Source organism: Rariglobus hedericola (assembly GCF_007559335.1).
GTDB classification, from domain to species: domain Bacteria; phylum Verrucomicrobiota; class Verrucomicrobiia; order Opitutales; family Opitutaceae; genus Rariglobus; species Rariglobus hedericola.
Genome location: NZ_VMBG01000002.1, coordinates 329,223 through 350,491, shown reverse-complemented (window position 1 = coordinate 350,491; position 21,269 = coordinate 329,223). Strand labels below are relative to the sequence as shown.

The 21,269-nt window shown below is 63.8% G+C and carries 13 protein-coding genes; 10 read left to right on the top strand and 3 right to left on the bottom strand.

Going from position 1 to position 21,269, the window contains the following annotated elements:
- Window positions 1-18: 18 nt before the first annotated feature.
- A complete protein-coding gene (locus tag FPL22_RS11785; RefSeq protein ID WP_144230576.1) occupies window positions 19-1,035 on the bottom strand; it encodes a LacI family DNA-binding transcriptional regulator in 1,017 nt (338 codons plus the stop codon).
- A 54-nt stretch (window positions 1,036-1,089) separates the two neighbouring features.
- Here FPL22_RS11785 and FPL22_RS11780 point away from each other — a divergent pair, with 54 nt between their 5' ends.
- The 9 genes from FPL22_RS11780 (at window position 1,090) to FPL22_RS11740 (ending at window position 18,189) form a co-directional block, all read left to right on the top strand.
- Entirely contained in the window at window positions 1,090-1,821 is a 732-nt protein-coding gene (locus tag FPL22_RS11780; protein WP_238991401.1) for a type II secretion system protein, read from the top strand.
- Window positions 1,818-4,607 (top strand): right-handed parallel beta-helix repeat-containing protein, encoded by a 2,790-nt coding sequence (locus FPL22_RS11775; protein WP_144230575.1) that lies wholly within the window; start codon window positions 1,818-1,820, stop codon window positions 4,605-4,607. Before FPL22_RS11780 ends, FPL22_RS11775 begins: the two co-directional genes overlap by 4 nt.
- Window positions 4,604-5,506: a PEP-CTERM sorting domain-containing protein gene (locus tag FPL22_RS11770; protein ID WP_144230573.1), complete on the top strand. Its 903-nt coding sequence runs from the start codon at window positions 4,604-4,606 to the stop codon at window positions 5,504-5,506. Before FPL22_RS11775 ends, FPL22_RS11770 begins: the two co-directional genes overlap by 4 nt.
- 98 nt (window positions 5,507-5,604) lie before the next feature.
- The gene (locus FPL22_RS11765; RefSeq protein ID WP_144230571.1) at window positions 5,605-8,988 is read left to right on the top strand and encodes a hypothetical protein; all 3,384 of its coding nucleotides are present in this window, start codon (window positions 5,605-5,607) and stop codon (window positions 8,986-8,988) included.
- A 17-nt stretch (window positions 8,989-9,005) separates the two neighbouring features.
- Entirely contained in the window at window positions 9,006-10,364 is a 1,359-nt protein-coding gene (locus FPL22_RS11760; protein ID WP_144230570.1) for a Gfo/Idh/MocA family oxidoreductase, read from the top strand.
- A 7-nt stretch (window positions 10,365-10,371) separates the two neighbouring features.
- The gene (locus FPL22_RS11755; protein ID WP_144230568.1) at window positions 10,372-12,705 is read left to right on the top strand and encodes a glycoside hydrolase family 31 protein; all 2,334 of its coding nucleotides are present in this window, start codon (window positions 10,372-10,374) and stop codon (window positions 12,703-12,705) included.
- A 32-nt stretch (window positions 12,706-12,737) separates the two neighbouring features.
- Window positions 12,738-14,612: a tagaturonate epimerase family protein gene (locus FPL22_RS11750; protein ID WP_144230566.1), complete on the top strand. Its 1,875-nt coding sequence runs from the start codon at window positions 12,738-12,740 to the stop codon at window positions 14,610-14,612.
- Window positions 14,609-17,455, top strand: a complete 2,847-nt coding sequence (locus tag FPL22_RS11745; protein WP_144230565.1) for a hypothetical protein — start codon at window positions 14,609-14,611, stop codon at window positions 17,453-17,455. The genes FPL22_RS11750 and FPL22_RS11745 overlap by 4 nt, the downstream gene beginning before the upstream one ends.
- Complete coding sequence (locus FPL22_RS11740; RefSeq protein ID WP_144230564.1) at window positions 17,431-18,189, top strand: hypothetical protein; 759 nt, start codon at window positions 17,431-17,433, stop codon at window positions 18,187-18,189. The genes FPL22_RS11745 and FPL22_RS11740 overlap by 25 nt, the downstream gene beginning before the upstream one ends.
- On the opposite strand, the gene FPL22_RS11735 is transcribed toward FPL22_RS11740, so the two are convergent.
- The gene (locus FPL22_RS11735; RefSeq protein WP_144230563.1) at window positions 18,162-19,457 is read right to left on the bottom strand and encodes a thymidine phosphorylase; all 1,296 of its coding nucleotides are present in this window, start codon (window positions 19,455-19,457) and stop codon (window positions 18,162-18,164) included. The two genes, FPL22_RS11740 and FPL22_RS11735, sit on opposite strands and share 28 nt — an antisense overlap.
- A 140-nt stretch (window positions 19,458-19,597) precedes the next feature.
- On the opposite strand from FPL22_RS11735, the gene FPL22_RS11730 reads away from it, so the two are divergent.
- Complete coding sequence (locus tag FPL22_RS11730; RefSeq protein WP_144230562.1) at window positions 19,598-20,344, top strand: choice-of-anchor R domain-containing protein; 747 nt, start codon at window positions 19,598-19,600, stop codon at window positions 20,342-20,344.
- Window positions 20,345-20,354: 10 nt separating this feature from the next.
- Here the strand turns inward: FPL22_RS11730 and FPL22_RS11725 are convergent, their stop codons facing one another.
- Window positions 20,355-21,248 carry a helix-turn-helix transcriptional regulator gene (locus FPL22_RS11725; RefSeq protein ID WP_162525286.1) on the bottom strand — a complete coding sequence of 298 codons (894 nt, stop codon included), beginning with the start codon at window positions 21,246-21,248 and terminating at the stop codon, window positions 20,355-20,357.
- Between the last annotated feature and the right edge of the window lie 21 nt (window positions 21,249-21,269).

Genomic DNA, 21,269 nt, shown 5'->3' with positions numbered 1-21,269 from the left:
GGGTCCGCCCGCCGCCCCTCACCTGGCCTTGCGCTTCGGCCCCGCGACCCACTGACCTTCGATCAGGGTGGTCCGGGGCGTTGCCGGCAGCCCGAATTCGTTCCGCGCGAGTTCGCCGGCCAGCTGGTCAATCGCCGTCGTGAAAATCCCCAGCCAGGCCTGCCGCACTCCGGGGAACTTAGCGCCTTGCGGCAAATCCATGCTCGCATAGCCCACCTCGGCCGGAACGCGCACACGACGCCGGCGCAACCATCCCACCACCGGATCGGGGTTGTTTCCTATCACCGCGTCCGGCTTGTGCTCGTCGAACCACTGGTTGAAGGCCGCCTCGCCCGGCTCCTTTCCAATCATCAGCGGAGGAATCACCCGTCCGCCATACAACCGCGGCGCACAGAGCGCCGCCGCCTGCCAGAAGTGAAGCGACCGCTCGTCCTCGTCCTTGTGCAACACGCAGCCGATACTCGTGCGCCCGGACGCACGCAGTTCACGGTGGGCGGTCATCAACCCGCTAAAGTGGGCATTCGCCACCCGATGAATGACCACTTGTTGAAAAGAATGACCGATCGCGATGGCCGTATGCCGGTTCCAATCAATGTGCAGCGGCAGCAAGTCGAGCGGCATCGGGGCGACAATAACCCCGCGAATGCCACGATTGAACAGCACGCGCTCCACGCTGGCCGAGTCCCGCCCGCGATGTCCCAGCGCAAACGCCTCCAGCTTGAGGCCCAGTTGTTGCGCCCGCTGCTGCATCGGCTCCCACGAAACCGCCACGGTCGGGGCATGCTTTAATCCTTCGCCCTCCACCAGCATCGCGATGACCTCGCCAGTCGCATTGACGCGCCTCCGACGCACCTGGGCCAACAGCGCGCTCACCAGAATGTTTCCGCGATAATTCATCTGCTTCGCGAGCGCCTGCACCCGCTCGCGTGTCGCCAGGGAAATCGATGGATGATTGCGCAACGCCATCGAAACGGCGGCGTGGCTGAGGCCTAGTTTTGCCGCGAGCTCACGCAAAGAAGGGGGGCGCGCATCCATGGGGTTAACGTGGTAAGTTCCGGAGCGATTGTCTCGAAATGCAATCGGATAAGCATGCACCCACCCCTCCCCGTCATGCTTTCGTCGCGCCACCCCACCCCACGGCCGGACAGTCTTTCCCGTCGGTCACCCGTTCGCACTCTCCGGGGATTCACCCTCATCGAGCTGCTCGTTGTCATCGCCATCATCGGCATTCTGGCCGCCATCCTCATTCCCGTTGTCGGCAAGGCGCGGCAAAACTCCTACAGCGTCCGCTGCTCGACCAATCTGCGCACCATCTACAGCTGGCTCACGATTTATGCCGGTGAAAACAAGGGCGCCTACCCGGCCGCCTTCGGCCCCAGCCCGCGCTACCCCAACAGCACCCAATACTGGACCGAACTTCAGTTCTACATGGAGTCCTCCCGCTCGGCCAACGTCTCCGCCGAAGCCGGCACCGATCTCCGCTTCTGGTATTGCCCCGCTGCGGCCAACACTTTCCCCGAGGAGCCCCACCGCGTGTATCCGATAAACTGTTACGGTCGCGCCCAGGCGAGCGGTATCCGACCCGTCGCCTGCAGCATGCCCGCGCGCACCCTGCTCATCGGCGATGGCGCCCACAACACCGGTGGCAGCTCGCTCGTTTATTTCCGCGATTCCCAGGCCTCCGCCACCGAACGCGCCACGACCGTGCTCGAGGCGCGCCACCTGGCCAAGGTCAACGGCCTCTATCTCGACGGACACATCTCTCCCTTCGCCCTGAACGATCCGCAGCTCGACACCTGGATCACCAACCTCGCCCGATGACCCCTTCATCCCAACTCCTCCCGCGCACCGTCGCCGCCTCGCTCCTGTTCTCCGTCCTCGGCTCCTCGCTCTTTGCACGCGAGCTCAAGGTCGATGCCCGCGGCGGCGCCGACTACACCACGCTCGCAGCCGCCGTAGCTGCGGCCGGTGCAGGTGACACCCTTGTCATCGCCAAGGGCAGCGGTCCGTATCGGGAAACTTTATACATCAAACAGTCCGGCACCGCCGCGACTCCCATCGTCGTCGAGGGGAATGGCGAGACCGTCACCGGATTCGCCCCCCTCGTGTTTCAACGCGAAGGTGACACTTGGACCGCGCGCCTGCCCCAGGCGTTTCCCACGGTGATTGCCTTCAACGGCGTGCGCATCCTGCAGGATGCCGGCGGCACGTTCCTCGGTCCGGTCAAGCTGCGTGAAGACAACCGCACCGTGGAACTCCTGCCCGGCGCTTCGCCCGAAGGCTGGGAGGCCTCCGCCCGTGATTGCGCCGTGCGGGTGACCGGCGCTTCCCACCAGGTGTATCGCAACCTCGTCGCCACCGGCGGCACCAACGACGGATTCAACATCCACGGCGACGGCAAAGGCCTCCGCTTCGAAAACATCACCGCCGCCAACAACCTCGACGAGGGTTTCTCCGCCCACGACGACACCGTCTGCGAGATTCTCGGAGGTGATTTCTGGGGCAACGACAACGGTATCTCCAACAACCTGAACACCGTGATGACCGCCACGGACATCACGATTCACGACAACATCGGCTGGGGGCTCGGGTTCAGTGGAAATACCGTAAGCCACCTCGCCAATGTTCAGATTTGGAACAACGGCATGGCGCAAGTCCGCTTCGAAAGTAAGGCATCCGGCACGCTCAAAAACGTCGTCGCGTGGGCACCGTCCTGGGTCGAGCGCCCCTGGACCACCTACAAGGAATCATCCACTAGCAGGGCCGCCCCCACCGTCTTCCGGGGCGAAGCCCCGCTGCCTTCATCCGAACTTTGGCAGGGCTCTCTCCAAATCGGCGCCAACCCGCCGCCAGCTTTTCCCAAAGCAAAGATTGCTCCTCCCGTTGCTACTTCAATCACGCGTCCCGTCGCAGCCTCGCCCTCCTCCACACCGGCGGCCGTCACTCCCGCTGCGGTCAACGCCTCCGGAGTCGATGTTGCCGCGCTTATCCGTCAGGCGATCAAGTCCGGCCAGCCTTCCCTCCAAATTCCCGCCGGCATTCATCGCGTCTCCGAGACCATCCTCATCGACGACGCGCGCAACCTCACCATCGACGGCACCGGCGTCACGTTGGTGATGACCGACGGCCGCCGCGGACTCTTGCGCATCAACCGAGCCGACCGCCTCCAGCTACGCGGCTTCACCCTTGCCTACGATCCCATCCGCCACACGCAGGCCACGATCACCCGCGTGGCCGCCAACTCTTTTGATTTCGCCGTTCAAGACGGCTATCCTGATCTCACGCCTGACTACTCCCGTCCTCCCGCGCATTTGTTCACCGCCGCCGGACGCCGCCACCCCGACGCCGTCGATTTCTACAAGCCCGCCCTCACCCTGGCCACTCCTCGCACCGGCACCGCGACCGCGCCTTCGTCCTGGCCCGCCACCCTCGCCGCCGGCGACCAGGTGGTCTTTGATCGCCGCGAACTTGATCGCGCCAACGCCGTGGAGATCCGCGAGAACAAAGGCCCCGTTCTCTTCGAGGACTTCACCGTGCTGGACTCGCCCGCGCTGGGTTTCGCCGGCCGCTACTGCGAGGCCGAGGTGATCCTCCGCCGTGTCGTCATCCGCCCGGGCCCGCCGCCCGCCGGCGCCAGGCAGCCGCGTCTCTTTTCCACCAACGCCGACGCCGTCAACTTCGTGCAGTGCCGCATCGGTCCGCGCCTCGAAGCCTGCGACTTCTCCGGCATGGGCGACGACTCGCTCAACGTCCACGGCTACTTTCTTCCCGTTGTGCGCATGCTCTCGCCCACGGTGTTTCTCACGGCGCTGCCCAACGGCCCGAGCGATCTCGTCAAACCCCTGCGTCGCGGCGACGCCCTGCGCATCTATGAGCCCGGCGCTTTCTCGGTCATCAGCGGCGCCACCTTCCGCTCCATCCGCGCCCTGCCCGATGTCGGCGACGTGACCGACGCGGAGATGAAGGTTCTCTACCCGATCGGCCTCGGCCGTATTTTCACCGTCTATCAGGTCGAGCTGGACGCACCCGCGAAGCTCGTGGCGGGCCAATGGTTCGACTGCCCCGCGGTCAACAGCGGCGGCTTCGTCGTTCGTGACAGTTATTTTCATGACCACCGCGGACGCGGCCTGCGCATCATGGCCGGCGACGGCGTGGTGGAGAACAACCGCTTCGAGCGCCTCACCAAGTCCGCTATTTCCGTCGGTCCCGAACTCGGCTTCTGGCGCGAAGCCGGCTGGGTCAAAAACCTCCGCATCACCGGAAACAAAATCCGCGACGTCGGCATCGACCGGAGTCTTGCCGCCAACGGCTCCTATGTGCCCGGCGCCATCGGCGTGTTCGTCCACACCCAAAGCGGCAAGCCGCCTTATCCTCCTGGCAACGAGGACATCGTCATTGAAAACAACCTGATCGAGGGCAGTTCCGTCGCCGGCATCCATGCCTACGCCGCCGCCGGCATCACCATCCGCGGCAACACGCTTCGCCGCACCAATCTCGTTCGCACCGCCGGCTCGTCCGATCCGGTCAACCACCTCGTCACCACCGGCCCCATTTCCACCGAAGGCGTCGCCGGCGTGAAGCTTGAGAACAACACCGTCACTCCATGAACCTTCTCCACCCCTCTTCACTCACCGCTTTCGGCCTGCTTGTGCTCGCCGCCGCCGTTCCCGCCCGCGCCTTCTCCGCCGCGGAAGACTTCAGCTCATACTCAGCACCCACGACCTTCACGAACGCCGCCGTCATCAGCACCGCAGGAGCGGGCACCGCCGGCACGGGCGCGAGTGGCAACGGCTGGCTTACCGGCTGGCGCAGCTCCACCAGCACGGGTCTAGCCCAGACCGTAGGCGTCAACAACAGCTCGCCGGTCAACTCAGGAGGCAACTATCTTACCGCCAACATAGTCACCAAATCCGACGGCGCCGATGTGGGAAAAGACGCCACGAGTATCGCCCGTGCCTACGATGTCGTCGGTGGAGGCCTGGCCGCATCATCCGCCGTGACCGTCAGTTTTGATTTCCGCGTGGATGCCATCGACACAGCCAACATGCGCTACGACTTGTTCGACAACTCCACCCGCGGCACCGGCGCCACCAGTGCCAGCTACAACTTCAGAACCTCAAACGGCGTTTGGGGTTACTTCAACGGGATAACCTTGGTCGAGACGACCATGGCCTTCACGGCCGGCACCACCTACTCGTTCAGCATCGTCCTGAATCCCATCGCGTCGACCTATACGTTCTCCCTCGGCAACGGCGTCACTTCGGTCTCGGGAACCTCGGCCGCCTTTCGCAACTCCGGCTTCGCCACGGATGCGGCCACGGGCTCGGTCGGCGGCCGGTGGCTGACGTTTAACGCCAACGAGACCACCAACGTGCTAGGCCAGACCACGACGTTCTCGGTGGACAACATCTCGATCAGCGCAGTCCCCGAACCTTCGACCTACGCTTTGTTTTCCGGCGCGGCTTTCCTTGGGACCGCTGCTCTTCGCCGGCGATCACGCCGTTAACCACGGCAGGCTCATTCACCTCTTTTCGGTCAGACTCCGACAAGAGCCTGCCCTCGGTCTTCTCGACTTTTCTGCATTAGCACCTCCCTACCCCACTCATGAAATCCGGATTTACCCCTTCCGTTTTCTTCGCGGCCGTCTCGTTGACGGCTTTGCTCGCCTCTTCCTCAACCCACGCCCGTGACCTGCTCGTCGATCAACGCGGCGGCGCACCTTACACCACGCTCGCCTCAGCCACGTCCGCCGCGGTCGCCGGCGACACCATCATTCTCGCCAAGGGCAGCGGCCCCTACCGCGAAGCACTCACACTCACCACCTCCGGCACCGCGACGGCTCCGATCATCGTCGAAGGCAATGGCGAGACTGTCACCGGCTTCGACCCGCTGGTGTTCACTCAAAGCGGCGGTGTCTGGATTCACACGTTGCCCGCCACCTTCGCGACCACGCCCGTTGTCATCACTTCGCAAGGTCGCCGTATTCTTCAAGACCAGGCCACCGGCAACTTCATCGGCCCCGTCTTCCTCCGCGCAGACGGCAAAACCCTCGAACTCACCTCGGGCACCTCGCCGCTGGGCTGGGAGATTTCCGCACGCAGTTACGTCGTGTCGCTCAACAACGCTTCCCATCACGTCTACCGCAACCTTCTCGCCACCGGCAGCAAGAACGACGGCTTCAATCTCCACGGTGCCGGCACGAATCTCGTCTTCGAAAACATCGCCGGTTTCAACAACCTCGACGAAGGCTTTTCCGCCCACGAAACGATCAACTGCACCATCAACGGTGGCCGGTTCTGGGCCAACGACAACGGCATCGCCAACATCAACGACGCCGTGATGAGCGCGACCAACGTCAAGGTTCACGACAACCTTGGCTGGGGCCTCTGGCTCGCCGATAACACGCAGAGCACCCTCACGAACGTCCGCGCGTGGAACAACGGCGTCGTGCAAATCCGCTTCGACGCCAGCGCCGCCGGCACCGCCACCCAGGTCTCTTCGTGGACGCCGTCGTGGAGCACGCCGCCCTGGCGCCGCTACATGGAATCCAAAACCGTCACCACGTCGGGCTCCTTGGGCGGCAACGCCACTTACACGCCCGTGCCGTTCTGGACCGGTGCGCCCGCCACGGTGGTTTCGCCCGCCGCGCCCGTTGCGATCAACCCGACCAGCACCACGGCCGTTCCATCCGTCACGTCGTTGATCACCGGCGCCGTCAGCGCCGGACGCCCGCTGGTCGTCCTGCCTTCCGGCATTCACCCGATCTCCAGCCAGATCAACATCACCAACGCCAACAACCTCGAGATCGACGGCACCGGCGCCACGTTGCTGACCACCATTCGCAAGCGCATCACGCTCTACGTAAGCGGCGGCAACAACCTCGTCATCCGCGGCCTTAACATCGACTACGATCCGCTGCCGTTCACGCAGGCCACCATCACCGGCGTCACGTCCACCGTCATCAACTTCACCGTCCACGACGGCTATCCCGACATCGCGACCGACTTCGGCTCCACTCCGCCCACGCATTTATTCAGGCCCAACGGAAACCGTCATCCCGCCGCCTACGATTTCTACAAGCCCACGCTCGGCATCATCACCCCTCGCACCGGCACGCTGACCAAGACCGGCCCCAACTGGCCCGCTTCGCTCGCCATCGGCGATCTGCTCGTGCTCGACCGTCGCGAGGCCGACGCCACCAACGCCGTCGAGATCCGCAACAACCTTGGTCCCGTCACCTTCGAGGATTTCACGATTCTCAGTTCGCCCACGCTCGGTTTCGCCGGTCGCTACGGCCAGGGTCTCGTCACGTTCCGCCGCGTCGCCTTGCGCCCCGGTCCGAAGCCCGTCGGCGCCACCCAGCCACGCCTGTTCTCGACGAACGCCGACGCCATGAACTTCGTCCAGTGCCGCGTCGGGCCGCTCATCGAGAACTGCGACATCTCCCGCCAAGGCGACGACTCTCTCAACGTCCACGGCTACTTCTTCAAGATCACCACCGTTCTTTCGCCCACCAGCTTCCAGTTCACCAATCCCGGCACCTCCGGATTCCTCAGTCCCATCATCGCCGGCGACACCGCGCGTTTCCACGCCGCCGGAAATTTCAACGTGTTAAGTAACGGCACCATCGCATCGACCAGCGTAGTCGGCAGCACTGGTGGAATCACCACGTATCAGGTCAATCTCTCCGCCGCACCGTCCACCCCTGTCGCCGTCAACCAGTGGTTCGACGTTCCGCAGGTCAACTGCCCCGGCTTCATCGTTCGCGATAGTTACTTCCACGACCATCGCGGCCGCGGCCTGCGCATCATGGCCAACAACGGTCTCGTCGAGCGCAACCGCTTCGAGCGTCTCACCAAGGCCGCCGTCTCCATCGGACCCGAGCTCGGCCAGTGGCGCGAGGCCGGCTACGTCAACAACGTCACCGTCCGCGATAACGAGATCCGCAACATCGGCGTGGACATCAGCCTTTCGGCCAACGGCGTGCCCACCCAGGGCGCCATCAGCGTCTTCCTCCACAGCGATACCAACACCGCGCCCTACTACGCCGGCAACAGCAACATCACGCTCGAGGACAACCTCATCGAGGAAACCTCTGTCTCCGGCATTCACGCCTACGCGGTCACCGGTCTCATCGTTCGCGGCAATGTTCTTCGCCACACCAACCTGATCCGCAGCCCCGGCACCGATCCGACCAACGGTCTCGTCACCACCGGCCCGATTTCAATCTCCGCCGCGACCAGTCCGACCGTGGCGGACAACAGCACGCTCGTCCTCGAAGATTTCGAAACCTACACGTCCGGCACGTCCTTCACCACGGGCACGAGCCTCGGCACCACCGGCGATGGTTGGGCCTACGCGTGGCGCACCGCGAGTTCCTTGGCCACCACCACGGGCACCGTCACCGCCACCACGCCGCTCGACGGCGGACAACGTCTCGGCGTTTCCGTCACCACGCAATCCGGCAAGACCTCGTCCAACGCCGCGGTCGGTCGCGGTTACTTCGTTCCCGTCACCACCAGCCCCTACGACTACGCGTTCCGTTTTCGCGCCGACACGCTCCCCGCCAACATCCGCTACGTCCTTTGTGAAAACCGCATCCGTGCCGCCGGTCCCGACGGCTCCACCACCTGGCAGATCGCCAACGTCAGCGGCACCTGGCGCGTGTTCAACGGTTCCGCCAACAGCGGGCCCAACACCTACGTCGACACCGGCCTGAGCGCATCGGCGGGCACCGCCTATGACTTCGCGGTGACCATTGATCCGGTGACTCGCAAGTGGTCCGTCACCATCAGCGACGGCACCTCCAGCGTCACGCAGACCAATCTTAATTTCCGCACCACCACGTTCACGACCGACACCACCGAGGCCATCGGCGGACGCTGGCTGACCTTCTCCGCGCAGGAAGTGCTGAGCGGCGCCACCACTGTCGGCGCCACCGGCACGTTCTCAATCGATGGCATCGCGGTCCATGCCGCCCTGCCCTGATCCGTCCCTCTTTTTCCATGCAATCGTCCCCGTCCTCTTCCTCTTCCAAACAACGCTACGCGCTCGTCGGCACCGGCGGGCGCGCGCCGATGTTCCTCGATCCGATCGCGGACACCTACCGCGACTCCTGCGAACTCGTCGGCCTCTGCGATATAAGCGCGACCCGCCTCGCCTGGCATCAGCAACGCCTCGCGCTCGCCTACGGGACAACGCCACCGCCCGCCTACGCCGCCGCGGACTTTGATCGCATGATCGCCGAGCAAAAGCCCGACACTGTCATCGTCTGCACGCCCGACTACACCCATCACGAATATATCGTCCGCGCTCTCGATGCCGGCTGCGACGTCATCTCTGAAAAGCCCCTCACCACCAGCGCGGACAATTACACCGCGATCTCCGACGCCGTCCGCCGCAGTGGTCGCACCGTGCGCACCACCTTCAATTATCGTTGGGGAATCGGTGCCACCACGGTGCGCAGGCTCATCGCCGAGGGTGCCATCGGCAAAGTGAAGCACGTAGACTTCGAATACATGCTCAACACGTCCCATGGCGCCGACTATTTCCGCCGCTGGCACAGTTACAAAAAATACTCCGGCGGTCTCCTCGTCCACAAATCCACGCACCACTTCGACCTCGTCAACTGGTGGATCGACGCCATCCCCGACACCGTCTTCGCCATGGGCGATCTCGTTTTCTACGGGAAGGACAACGCCGTCGCCCGCGGACAGGAAGCCCTCACCGCCTACCCTCGCTACACCGGAGAACCCAAGGCGGCCGGCGATCCGTTCCGCTTCGACTTGCAACGCGATCCCACGCTCAAGGCCCTCTACCTGGATGCCGAGGCCGACAGCGGCTACCTGCGCGATCAAAACGTATTTCGCGAAGGTATCGATATTGAGGATACAATGAGCGTCATGGTCCGCTACCGCACCGGCGCCATGCTCAGCTATTCGCTCAACGCCTTCTGCCCCTGCGAAGGGTTCCGGGTTTCGATCACCGGCGACGCCGGCCGCATCGAATACGTCGAGGAACACGCCTCGCACATCATCACCGGCGACCGCGACATCAAGATCGAGTCCCACGGCGACGAGCCCACGCGGCTCACGCTGCACCCGCTCTTCGAGGCACCCCGCCGCGTGCCGATCCCCAAGGTCGATGCGCCCCACGGCGGCGGCGACCCGCTCATCCAGGAGCAGATTTTCTCCGCCCATCCGCCGGCCGATCCTTTCCGCCGCGGCGCCGGCCACGAACAGGGCGCCGCGTCCCTCCTCATCGGTGCCGCCGCCAACCGCGCCCTCGCCACCGGCCAGCCCGTCCGCATCGCCGACATCGCCGAGCTCAAGTCCGGCGCCCGCCACCTCAGCCAGCTGATCTGACCGCCCCATGTATTTTAATAAAATCCGCCACCCGGCCAATTTCGTTTTCTCCGCCCGTCCCGCCTCCGTTGAAAACCTCGGCGGCGACGTCCACCGCTTGCGCCTGCGCGGCGCCAAGCCCTGGAAAAATCCCAGCCAGGCCGAGCTCGCCACGACCATCGCCGGCGAGAGCCGCCACAGCGTCGCCGTCACCAAGGACAACGGCCTCAGCCTCACCGAATCCGCCACCGGCCGTTCCCTGCTTTCCGGCTTTCCCGGCGCCACCTTCGGCACCTGCGGCTCCGCCTGGATGCTCCAGTTCCGCCACACGGCCGGCCTCGAATTCTACGGCCTCGGCGAACACAACAAGGGCCTCGAAAAATCCGGCCAGCGCGTGAAGTTCTGGAACACCGACCTCTGGGCCGATTTTTCCATCTTCGAGATCCGCCACGGCCATCCCAATCCGATGTATGTCGCCATCCCGTGGCTCATCGTGAAACAGGGCAACGACTACCTCGGCATCCTCGTCAACCACCCCGGCGCGGTCTTCATGGATCTCGCCTCGTCGTTCATCTGGTCCGCCGACAACCCCGATGATCGCAACCGCGGCTCGTTTTACCTCGGCGCGCCCGACGGCGAACCCGACGTCTACATCATCGTCGGTCCGTCGCTCCCCGAGCTCACCCGCAAACTCCAGCAACTCGTCGGCCGCACTCCGCTTCCTCCGCTCTGGGCCCTCGGTCATCATCAATGCCGCTGGGGCTACGCCAGCGCGAAGGATCTCCAGTCGCTCGACCGCAAATTCACCGAGCACCGGATCCCCACCGACGGCCTGTGGTTGGACATCGACTACATGGACCGCTACAAGGTCTTCACCTTTGACGCGAAACACTGGGGCAACTCCACGCAGTTGCGCAGCTCCCTCGCCGCCCTCGCCAAAAAAGGCCGCCGCGTCATCCCCATCCTCGATCCGGGCGTCAAGGTCGAGCCCGGCTACGTCGTGCAGGACGGCGGACTCAAGGCCGGAATCTTCTGTCTCAATCCCGCCGGCCAGCCTTACATCGGTTTTGTCTGGCCGGGCAAAACCTACTTCCCCGACTTCAGTCTCCCCGAGGCGCGCTCGTGGTGGGCCGCCCACGTGAAGGACTTTGCCAGGCTCGGAGTCGCCGGCGCCTGGCTCGATATGAACGATCCTTCCGTCGGCAACGCCGAGCTCGACGACATGCTCTTCGACCACGGCCGCCAGCCGCACGAGTATTACCATAACCAATACGCGCTTGGCATGGCCAAGGCCTCGCACGAGGGCTTCCTCGCCGCGCGCCCCGACGAACGCCCCTTCCTGCTCGCCCGCAGCGCCTTCATCTCCAGCTCGCGCTACACCGCCGTCTGGACCGGCGACAACGTCGCCAACTGGCACCACCTGCGCACCAGCATCCCGCTCAGCATCGGCCTCGCGTTGTCGGGCCAGCCGTTCAACGGCCCCGATGTCTGCGGCTTTGCCGACGACACCAACCCCGCCCTCGCCGTCGCGTGGTATAAGGCCGGGTTCCTGTTCCCGTTTTTGCGCAACCACTCGATGCTGAACTCCCGCCAGCAGGAGCCGTGGGCGCTCGGTGCCTCCGCGCTGAAAATCATCAGCCACTACATCCGGCTGCGCTACAAACTGCTCCCGTATCTCTACCAAAACTTCATCGCGCAGGAGCAGACCGGCGAGGCCATCCTCCGTCCGCTCTTCTACGACTACGCCGACACGGCGGCTCTCCCGCTCTCCAAGATTGGCGACCAGTTTATGGTGGGTCGCGACCTCCTTCAGGCTCCCGTCGTCGAGGAAAACACCCGTGACCGCCAGGTCGTTCTCCCCGGCGCACACCGCTGGTTCTCCGCGCAGGACGGACGCTGGCTCGATGGGGGTCGCACGCATGCAACGTCCGCCGGCCCCGTCGAGACTCCGCTCTATTTCCGCGAAGGCGCGCTCGTGCCGATGCAGATCGGCGAACGCACCACGCAGAAAAACGACCTCGGCAAAATCGAGCTCCACTGCTTCCTGCGCCGCGACAGTTCCGCGTCCGCCACTTCGACCTACGCTTTCGACGACGGCCTGAGCTTCGCCTACCAAAAGGGCAAACGCACCACCGCCACGTTCACCGCCCGCGTCGAAGACGGTGCACTGGTGCTCACGGTCGACAACTACCAGCCCGGCTTTGGGCCGCTCTCCGTGCAAGTCATGCTTCACGACCGCTTCCAATCCGTCGTCTTCGTTCACAAGGGTCGCCGCCAGTCGCTTCCGCTCACCTCCGCCCGCGTGAAACTCACCGGTCGCGCGCTGTCGGTAAAATGCACCGCGCTCAAAAAAATCGGCTGATCCGCCAAGGCCGCAGACCCCTCTCGTTCCTCATGTGCTCCGCCATCAACGCCCACCTTCTCCGCCATAATCTACGCATCGCGGACAATCCCTGCATCAGTCCGGACTTCTGCCTCGATTGGCCCGCCTTGAAGGCAAAGGTGCTCACGGCGAACACGCTCACCCGCCACGAAAAAAGCCGCTTCGACACCGTCCACGGCGAATGGACGTTGCTCGAGGATGCCGGCACCGGCGACTGCGCCTGGCATCTTGCCGCCCTCCCCGGGATCTCCGCCACCGCAGTGCTGGCCGAAGGAATCGCGTCCACGGCACAAGAAGTGTTTTTCCCGGCCACGTTCGCCAATTTGCTCACGTTAAAAAACCTCGTGCTCGAGGCCGACCCGGAGTCGTGTATTTTTCCAACCGCGAGTGGCGCGCTCGGCCGGCGTTCGATTGGCGTCGGCGCCCGTTTCACCACCTTGCACTGGCCCGCGGTCGAGTGGGTGATGGGAGCGCTGGGCATCGGTCTCACCGCCAATCAAAACTCCATCCCCCGCGAACTGGTTTACGACGTGGATGCGATGCTCGACGGACGTCTCGACACCGTGCCGTTTCCTTTCATAGGGACCAACGTTCCCGAAGGTCACCAAGGACAAAGCGTCGAGGGCATGAGCCACGGCTGCATCCTCTCCAAGCTCAAGACCGGCTTTCACCACAGGCGCATCGCCTGGAGTTTTAACGCCGACCATCAGCCCATCGGCGGAAAATTCGACATTCGTGAACCCGAACTGGTGCGGGGTTGCCTGCTCGCCAGCTACATCACCTTCGACCTGTCGCCCGAACTGGCTGCAGGCTCGCGAGCCCGACTGGAAGATCTCGATGCATCCCTCGTGCAGACGGTGCGAAACCGCGTCGGCGGCCTCGGCTTGCAGCTCGACGAAGCCACCTTTCGCAACCTCGTGGAAACGGTCTGGCCCGCCCTCGCCAAGATGAAACGGCGAGACGCCCTCTACACCGCCGCCCGCGCCGCCGCGTTCACCACCTCGGCAGGCCGGGCCTACCTGCGCGAGTTATCCATCGACGAATTGCCAGGCCTCACCACGCCGGAAACCACCGCCGTCATGCTGGCCCTGTGCGAAGCCCTCGATCTCAAAATCCACTTCATCGCCCCCGCTTTCGGTTTCCAAAAAAACTCCCCCTATGCCGACAACGCCGCCCTGCGCGTCTTGATCGAACGGCAGTGGAACGTATGCCGCGCCTTTGGCACCAGCATCGGGTTTCATTCCGGCTCCGGTAAATCGGCGGATAATTACCGCGTCATGGGCGAGGTCACCGGCGTGAACCTGGAGATCAAAACCAGCGGTCGTTACACCTATGAAATGGGTCGGGCCCTTCACGCCTCCTCCGACGCCGCGGATCAATCGTTATGGCGCGACTGGCATGCGTTCACCCTGGAACTGGCGGTGCAAAGCAGCTTCAGCGAAGATGAGACCGAACGCCGTATGGCGCGCGGCTTTGTCGTCCATGCGCTGACCGAAGCCGGACACGATCACGACATCTTTGCCACGGCCGAAAGCACCCAGGCCGCGTTGCTCGCCCTCACGCCAAGCCCCGAGCACATGTTCTGGTTTGAGTATAACTTCCTCTACGTCCTCGCCAAAAACGGCCGCGCTGAAAAATCCGCACTTGGCGACCACTCTCCCGACGGATACCGGCAACGCGCCCGCTTCTACGCGATCAGCAACGAGGCCCGTCTCCGCTACGCCCAGAACGTAGCTGCCTACGTGCTCTTCCTGTCCGAGCAGACCGGCTTGGCCCCGTCCGACCGCTGCGCCACCGCCCGAGACCGGCTGAACGGCTACCGGCAATACGACGCTCTCATTGCAGATATCGCCCCGCCTGAAGCGTCCGCCCGCCGATCATCGTGACTCCACTCAAGCCAACGCGCGGCTTCGCCCTGTTGATCACCATCACGCTGCTCGCGTTTTTGGTGCTGCTGCTGGTGTCGCTTGCCTCGTTGACGCGGGTCGAAACCGAAGTTGCGGGCAATGGCCAGAAGCTGGCCGGCGCCCGCGCCAACGCCCTCATGGCGCTCAATCTCGCGCTCGGCCAGCTCCAGAAGTTCGCCGGTCCCGATCAGGTCGTCAGCGCCCGCGCCGATATCACCACATCCGGCTCGCTCCTCCAGCCCTACCTCACCGGTCTGTGGAAAACCACCAACGCCACGTCGACTCCCGACGTCTGGCTGGTCAGCGGCAACGAGACATCCCCCGTTACCAAAACCCCCGCCAACGTCCTTGATCCCGCCACCGGAACCGAGCCGGTGGTGGACGGCGCTTCCGGCTACGTCTTTCTCGTCGGCTCCAATTCTGTCTCGGTCCCCGCACAACGTGTGCGCCTCGAAAAAAAGCCCGTCATCGCACCCGCCGGTTCGGTTCCCGGACTCGCGGCCGCCACGACCATCGGCAACTACGCGTGGTGGATCGGCGACGAGGGTATCAAGGCCAGTGCCAGCCTCGTCAACCCGCTGCTCGCCGCCAACCCCATCGCCTACGACAACGCAACCGGCAGCAGCGGTCAGGGCGACAACTGGACCACCGAGCCCCTCAAGCGCGCCCGCCTCGACCAGATGCAGCTCACCCGTCCGCGGCTGGAGCAGATTTTCCCCACGCTCGATCCCGACACCAGCGGTCTCATCCCTTTGTCCAAGCTCCGCAATTCGTCGCAACTCCTGCTGATGCCGAACCCGCCGGTCGCCGTCGATCTGAAGGCCCGGTTCCACGACATCACCCCGCTCAGCCGCGCCGTGCTCGCGGACCTCACCGCCGGACGCCTCAAAAAAGATCTCTCGGATATCACCGCCTCGCTCAACCCCGCCGTCCTCAAATTTCAACAAGCCCGCTTCACATTGGCGGGCGCACCCTCGGGCGTTTATGATGCCTACTACACGCCGGTCGCCGCCGCCGATCCCACCGCCACGACCTACCCCGCCTACTCCCTCGGCCCCGTGCTCACCGAGGTCGGTGTGCGTCTCAATTTCTACCTGAACAGCACCGACAACAAGGTCCACTACGCCTACGTCATCGATGCCGAGTTGTGGAATCCCTACTCCGCCCACCTGCGCCTCTCCGCCGCCGCTCCGCTCACGCTGGAGATCAGCGGCCTGCCCACCTTCACCGTGAGGACTGACGGACTCACCGACACGTCGCTCACGCTCCCCACGCTCACCGCTTCCTTCGACCCGTCCCTCACCTCCGACCCCGCGAATCCGTGGCGCGAGGGCCGTATCCGTGTGTTTCGCGGCACCGGCAGTCTGCCACAGGTTTCTCCCGTCACCACGCCTCCCGCCACCATCACGATCTTCGACGATGTCGTGCCCGGCGCACCGGTCGATCCCGCCGCCACCATCGTCACGTTGAACTATGTCGCGAGCACTTCGTTCACCGCCGTGCTCAAGGTCAACGGCGACATCCTCTCCGCCTACGCGCCTCACCTCCTCTCGGGCGCTCCCCTCCAATACAACGCAGGCAGCACCACCAACTCCGGCGGACCCGCTCCCGGTCCCGCCGGGTATATCGTCGGCTACGGCTACGAGTTCGCGGACTCCATCACCGCCTTCACGGGCGATGTGACCAATCCCAACTACGCCTCGGGCGATCCGCGCCTGCCGTCCATGAAGACCATGTTTTATAACAACGGGTCCGCTCCGTGGAACGCAGGCAACCCCCGCAACAACACGTCCGGTATCGGAACCGCCAATACATTCAGCACCGGCGGCATCTATGTGCACTATGATCTCCCCCGCCAGGAGATCACTTCGGTCGCCATGCTCACCCATGTGATCGGCGCCAAATCCTACGGCACGGGCAACATCTGGGGCGGCGCCGCCAACACCGTTTTCGACCAATATCATGTCTCCACCGTGCCGCGCTTCGCCACGACCTGGACGCCCGAAAACGGCCTCCCGCTACCCAATCGCTACGCAGAGATCTACCATCCCGAAAATACTCCGGTCATCCCGCTCGCCGACCTCCGCGCGTCCGCCAACTCCGCCCGTTACTTCCTCCAGAAAGGCGCCTTCAACATCAACTCCACGTCCATCGAGGCCTGGCGCGCCGTGCTGGGCTCCAAGTTTGCCGCTTGGAAATATTCAGGCTCAACGGCGACCGGTGTCGCGTTGGATAACGTCTTCTTCCGCCTGCCGCACGGCGCGCAACAAATCACCAAGCCGCCGCTGATCACCGGAGGCATCGCTAATCTGACCGCAAGAAATCAAAACCCGTCCCAAACCGGCGGGCGCCAACTCACCTCCCAGGAAGTGACCGACCTCGCCACGCAGATCGTCGCCCAGATCCGTGCGCACGGGCGGCCCTACGTGTCCCTCGCAGAGTTCGTCAACGACGGCGTGATCGACAAAGCCATCGCCGCCGTCCCCTCGATCAACGCGGTCGTCCCCGGCATATTCACCGTCGGTCGCCGCTTCACCCCGGGCGCCCTCATCCAATCCGATGTGATCGGCGCCATCGCCCCGTTCATGACTGCGCGTTCCGACACGTTCGTCATCCGCACCTACGGCGACGCGCAGAATCCCATCACGGCCGCCGTCGATGGCCGCGCCTGGTGCGAGGCCGTGGTGCAACGCCTTCCCGATCTTGCCGAAAACGTCTCCGCCCCCATCGCCGACGTCATCGCCCCTTCCACCGCCACTTATCCCTTCGGCCGTAAATTCAAAATCATCTCCTTCCGATGGCTCTCCGCGTCCGACATCTGATTCTTCTCGTCTCCGCTCTCTTCATTCTGTGCGGAGCTTCCCTGACCGCCCAGCCGCCGGCCACGGACACCGCCTTGGTGTTCACCGTGTATGCGCCCATCGACTCCCCGCTCTGGGAGCAGCTTTACTTTCTGCCCGCCGGCAAACCACCCGTGAAACTGGCGTTTCTCCCTAACAGCCGTTCCGTGCCCATCAAACTCACCGGCGGCCCGAAGCCGCTCGTCTTCGGCGTCGAACGCATCGATCCCGAAACACGCCAGAAAACCTACGTCCCCGTGGCCGAAACCGCCTGGCCCGAAGCCGCCGCCAAGGCGCTCGTGATCTTTAGCACCGCCGCGGGAACCGGCCCGCAGGTTCAACTCGTCGCCGTCGACGACGGACTCAAAGCCTTCCCTCTGCGCAGCGTGCGCTTCTTCAACGCGACCGGCGTTCCCCTGCTGGTCAAGGTCGCGTCGTTCGAGGGCGAGGTGGCTCCTGGCATTTCGCCCGCCCGCCCCTATTCGGTCGTATCTGACAATCCACTACAGGTCGGCACGTTCCCGTTGGGGATAGCGATCAACGATCCGCAGGCCGGCGGACGCCTGCTCTACCAGGGCAGCGGCGAGGCCTGGCCCTTCGCCCGCTCGCTGATCGTCATGGTCCCGCCACGCCCGGGATCGACCGACCTCGAGCTCCGCATACTCGTGGACACCCCGCGTATCCCGCGTCAACCCACCACCGAATCCACCAACTGAACCGGCAACACCTCCGCGTCGCCGATGACGACCGCCTTGGCGATCTCCGCCTGCGCGGCCGCCAGCTTCGCCTCGTCGTTTGCGTGAACCACCGCGAGCACATCACCCGCCGCAACACGTTCACCGATTTTCACGAGTGCGGTGAAGCCCACCGCGTGATCGACCGCATCCTCGGCCTTCACCCGACCCGCGCCTAATCGCAGCGCCGCCAGTGCCACCGTCATCGCGTCGACCGACTGCACGTAGCCGCCTGTCGTCGCCCGCACTTCCTTCAAAAACTTCGCCCGCGGCATCGCGTCCAAATCGCCTCCGCCCTGCGCTGCCACAATCTCATAAAATTTCTTCAACGCCGCGCCATTCGCGACCACCTCGCGTAACCGCGTCTCTCCGTCCTTCGCGTCCTTGGCCACTTTCGCGAGACACAACATCTCCGCCCCCAGCGCATATGTCACCTCCATCAAATCCGCGGGCCCGTTTCCTTTTAAACACTCCACGCACTCGGCCACTTCGAGCGCATTGCCCACCGCGCGCCCAAGCGGCTGATCCATTGCGGTGAGCAGGGCGCGCGTCGGTTTCCCCATCGCGTTGCCGATATCCACCATCGCCTGCGCCAAGGCGCGCGCATCCTCTTTCTTTTTCATAAACGCACCGCCGCCAAATTTCACATCGAGCACGAGCGCATCGATGCCCTCGGCGAGTTTTTTGCACATGATCGACGCACAGATGAGCGGCAGGCACTCGACCGTCGCTGTAACGTCGCGCAACGCATAAAGTTTTTTGTCCGCCGGTGCCAGGTCCTTGGTCTGCCCGATGAGTGCACATCCCACGCGCTCCACGCGCTCGCGATATTCCTCCAGCGAGAGCCCCACGCGAAATCCCGGGATCGCCTCCAGCTTGTCCAGCGTTCCACCCGTGTGCCCCAGCCCGCGTCCGCTGATCATCGGCACGGCCACTCCACACGCCGCGATCATCGGCGCGAGGTGAATAGAGATTTTATCGCCGACCCCACCCGTCGAGTGCTTGTCGACCTTGGGTGCCTTCACCGAAGACAGGTCGGCGACGACGCCCGACTTCATCATCGCATCGGTCAACGCCACGGTTTCCACCGTGGTCATCCCGCGAACAAAAATCGCCATGAGCATCGCACTCAACTGGTAGTCGGCCCACGACCCATCAGTCGCTCCCCGCACAAACGCCGCGATCTCATCCGACGACAACACATGCCCGTCCCGTTTCCGTGCGATCACCTGCTGCGGCAAAAACGTCATGGCTCCAAGCCAGCCACACCGCGCCTCCGGTGCAAGCCCTCGGCCGTAGGGAAGCGTGTTTCGTTTTTCTTGAAGCGAACTTCGCTATTATGGAAGCACCTCCCGTTGTGACGTCCTTGGACGCCCAGCATGTTAACCTCATGCAAACCCCACGCCTCACGAGCTCCCTCCTGATTTTGGCCGCCCTGTGCACGCTTTGCGTCGGCTCCGTTCGCGCCGATATCATCTTCGGAAACCTGGCCGGCTACACCAACGACGGCGGTCAGAGCGGGGCCGGATCACAGATCAACGCCGTCAATAGCGGAGGCAGCAACATGGTCACCGGCAAAGGTATCGGGTTCACCATGGGACTCACTTCCTACAGTGTCACCAGCCTCACCCTGCGCCTGAATAACGTGAACGATAATCCCGGCGTCGATGTCCCGACTGTCTCGATCTACACCGCCAACGCCGGCACCGCCGGCTCCGGTTCAGCCGGTCAGGCCAACACATTGGTCGGAACCTTCACGAATCCTACGCTCAACGCCGGCACCACTGCGGCCAACTACACGTTCACCCCCGCCGCCTCGATCACGCTCAACGCCAGCACCCGCTACCTTATTATTGTTCGCCAGCTCAACTTCGTGACGGACACCGTTCAGGAATTCAACTGGCTCAACGGCAACGGCACGGTCGCCCCCACGGGCGTCGCCGGTAGCGGATACGCCGTGTTCGGCGGGACCTCGAATCCCGCAAGTTGGACCAGCAGCTCCAGCCAATTTAACTGGTTCCAAATCGACGGCACTGTCTCCGCCGTCCCCGAGCCGAGCACCTACGCCGCCCTCGCCGGCATCGCTTCCCTCGGCCTCGTCCTCATCCGCCGCTCGCGCCGTCAGCGCCTGTCGTAAAATCCCGCACTCACGGCCCGAGCAAGAACTGGCGCGGCGACAGGCCGCTGCTCTTCTTGAACCAGTCTGAAAAGTGGGAAAGCGAATGGAAGCCGAGCTCACCGGCGACCTCTTTCACGCTCACTCCCCGCATCCGCAAACGCCGGCGCGCATGATCCATACGCCGGGTATGGAAGTAATCGTGTGGAGTCTGGTGCAGCTCGTCTTGGAATAACTGTTGCACCCGCCTCCACCCCACCGGCAGTTCCACCTTTTTGGCGATGTCGCGGAAGGATGCGCTCAATGGATACCGGTCCACGATATCCTTCACTTCCCGCACGATCGCACTGCGAGCCATCGGAAAATCCGGCGCGATCCCGTGAAGCTCAAACACCGGATGCAGACGGCTGAACCAATTCCAAAACGCGAGCTGCTGCCGGATCGAACTGCCTGCATCCGACGGCGGCACATGCGACGCCGTTACAAAATCGACTTCCCTCCTGTCCGGATGAAACTCGCGCAACAACGCCAGTGAGGCCGTAAGCAACCGGCGATAGGCGACATTCGCCTTACGTGCTTCGGCGGAGATACGCACATTGAGTCCTTGCGCATAGACCGGGTGTCGCGTCGCCCACATAAGGTCATAACCGACCGACAACACCTGCGAACCCGCGGTAATGCGGTGATTGCGCACCGTGCGAGATCCTAAAAAAAGATCGCCCGCCTCGCACCTCACCGTTTGTCCGTTTTCGAATGCCAGTTCGATGCACCCCTTCTCTACGAAGAAGACCGAGCCGGGGACTTCCAAGAATCTCCCCCAGTCCTCGTTGCTGCTCGCCGGAGCTCCTTTATACACCCAATGCACCTGCGCATGAACCTCCTCCCTGGAGAGAACACCTGTCAGTATATTGGGAGCGGATTCCATAAATGGACAAAGGGGTTCGAA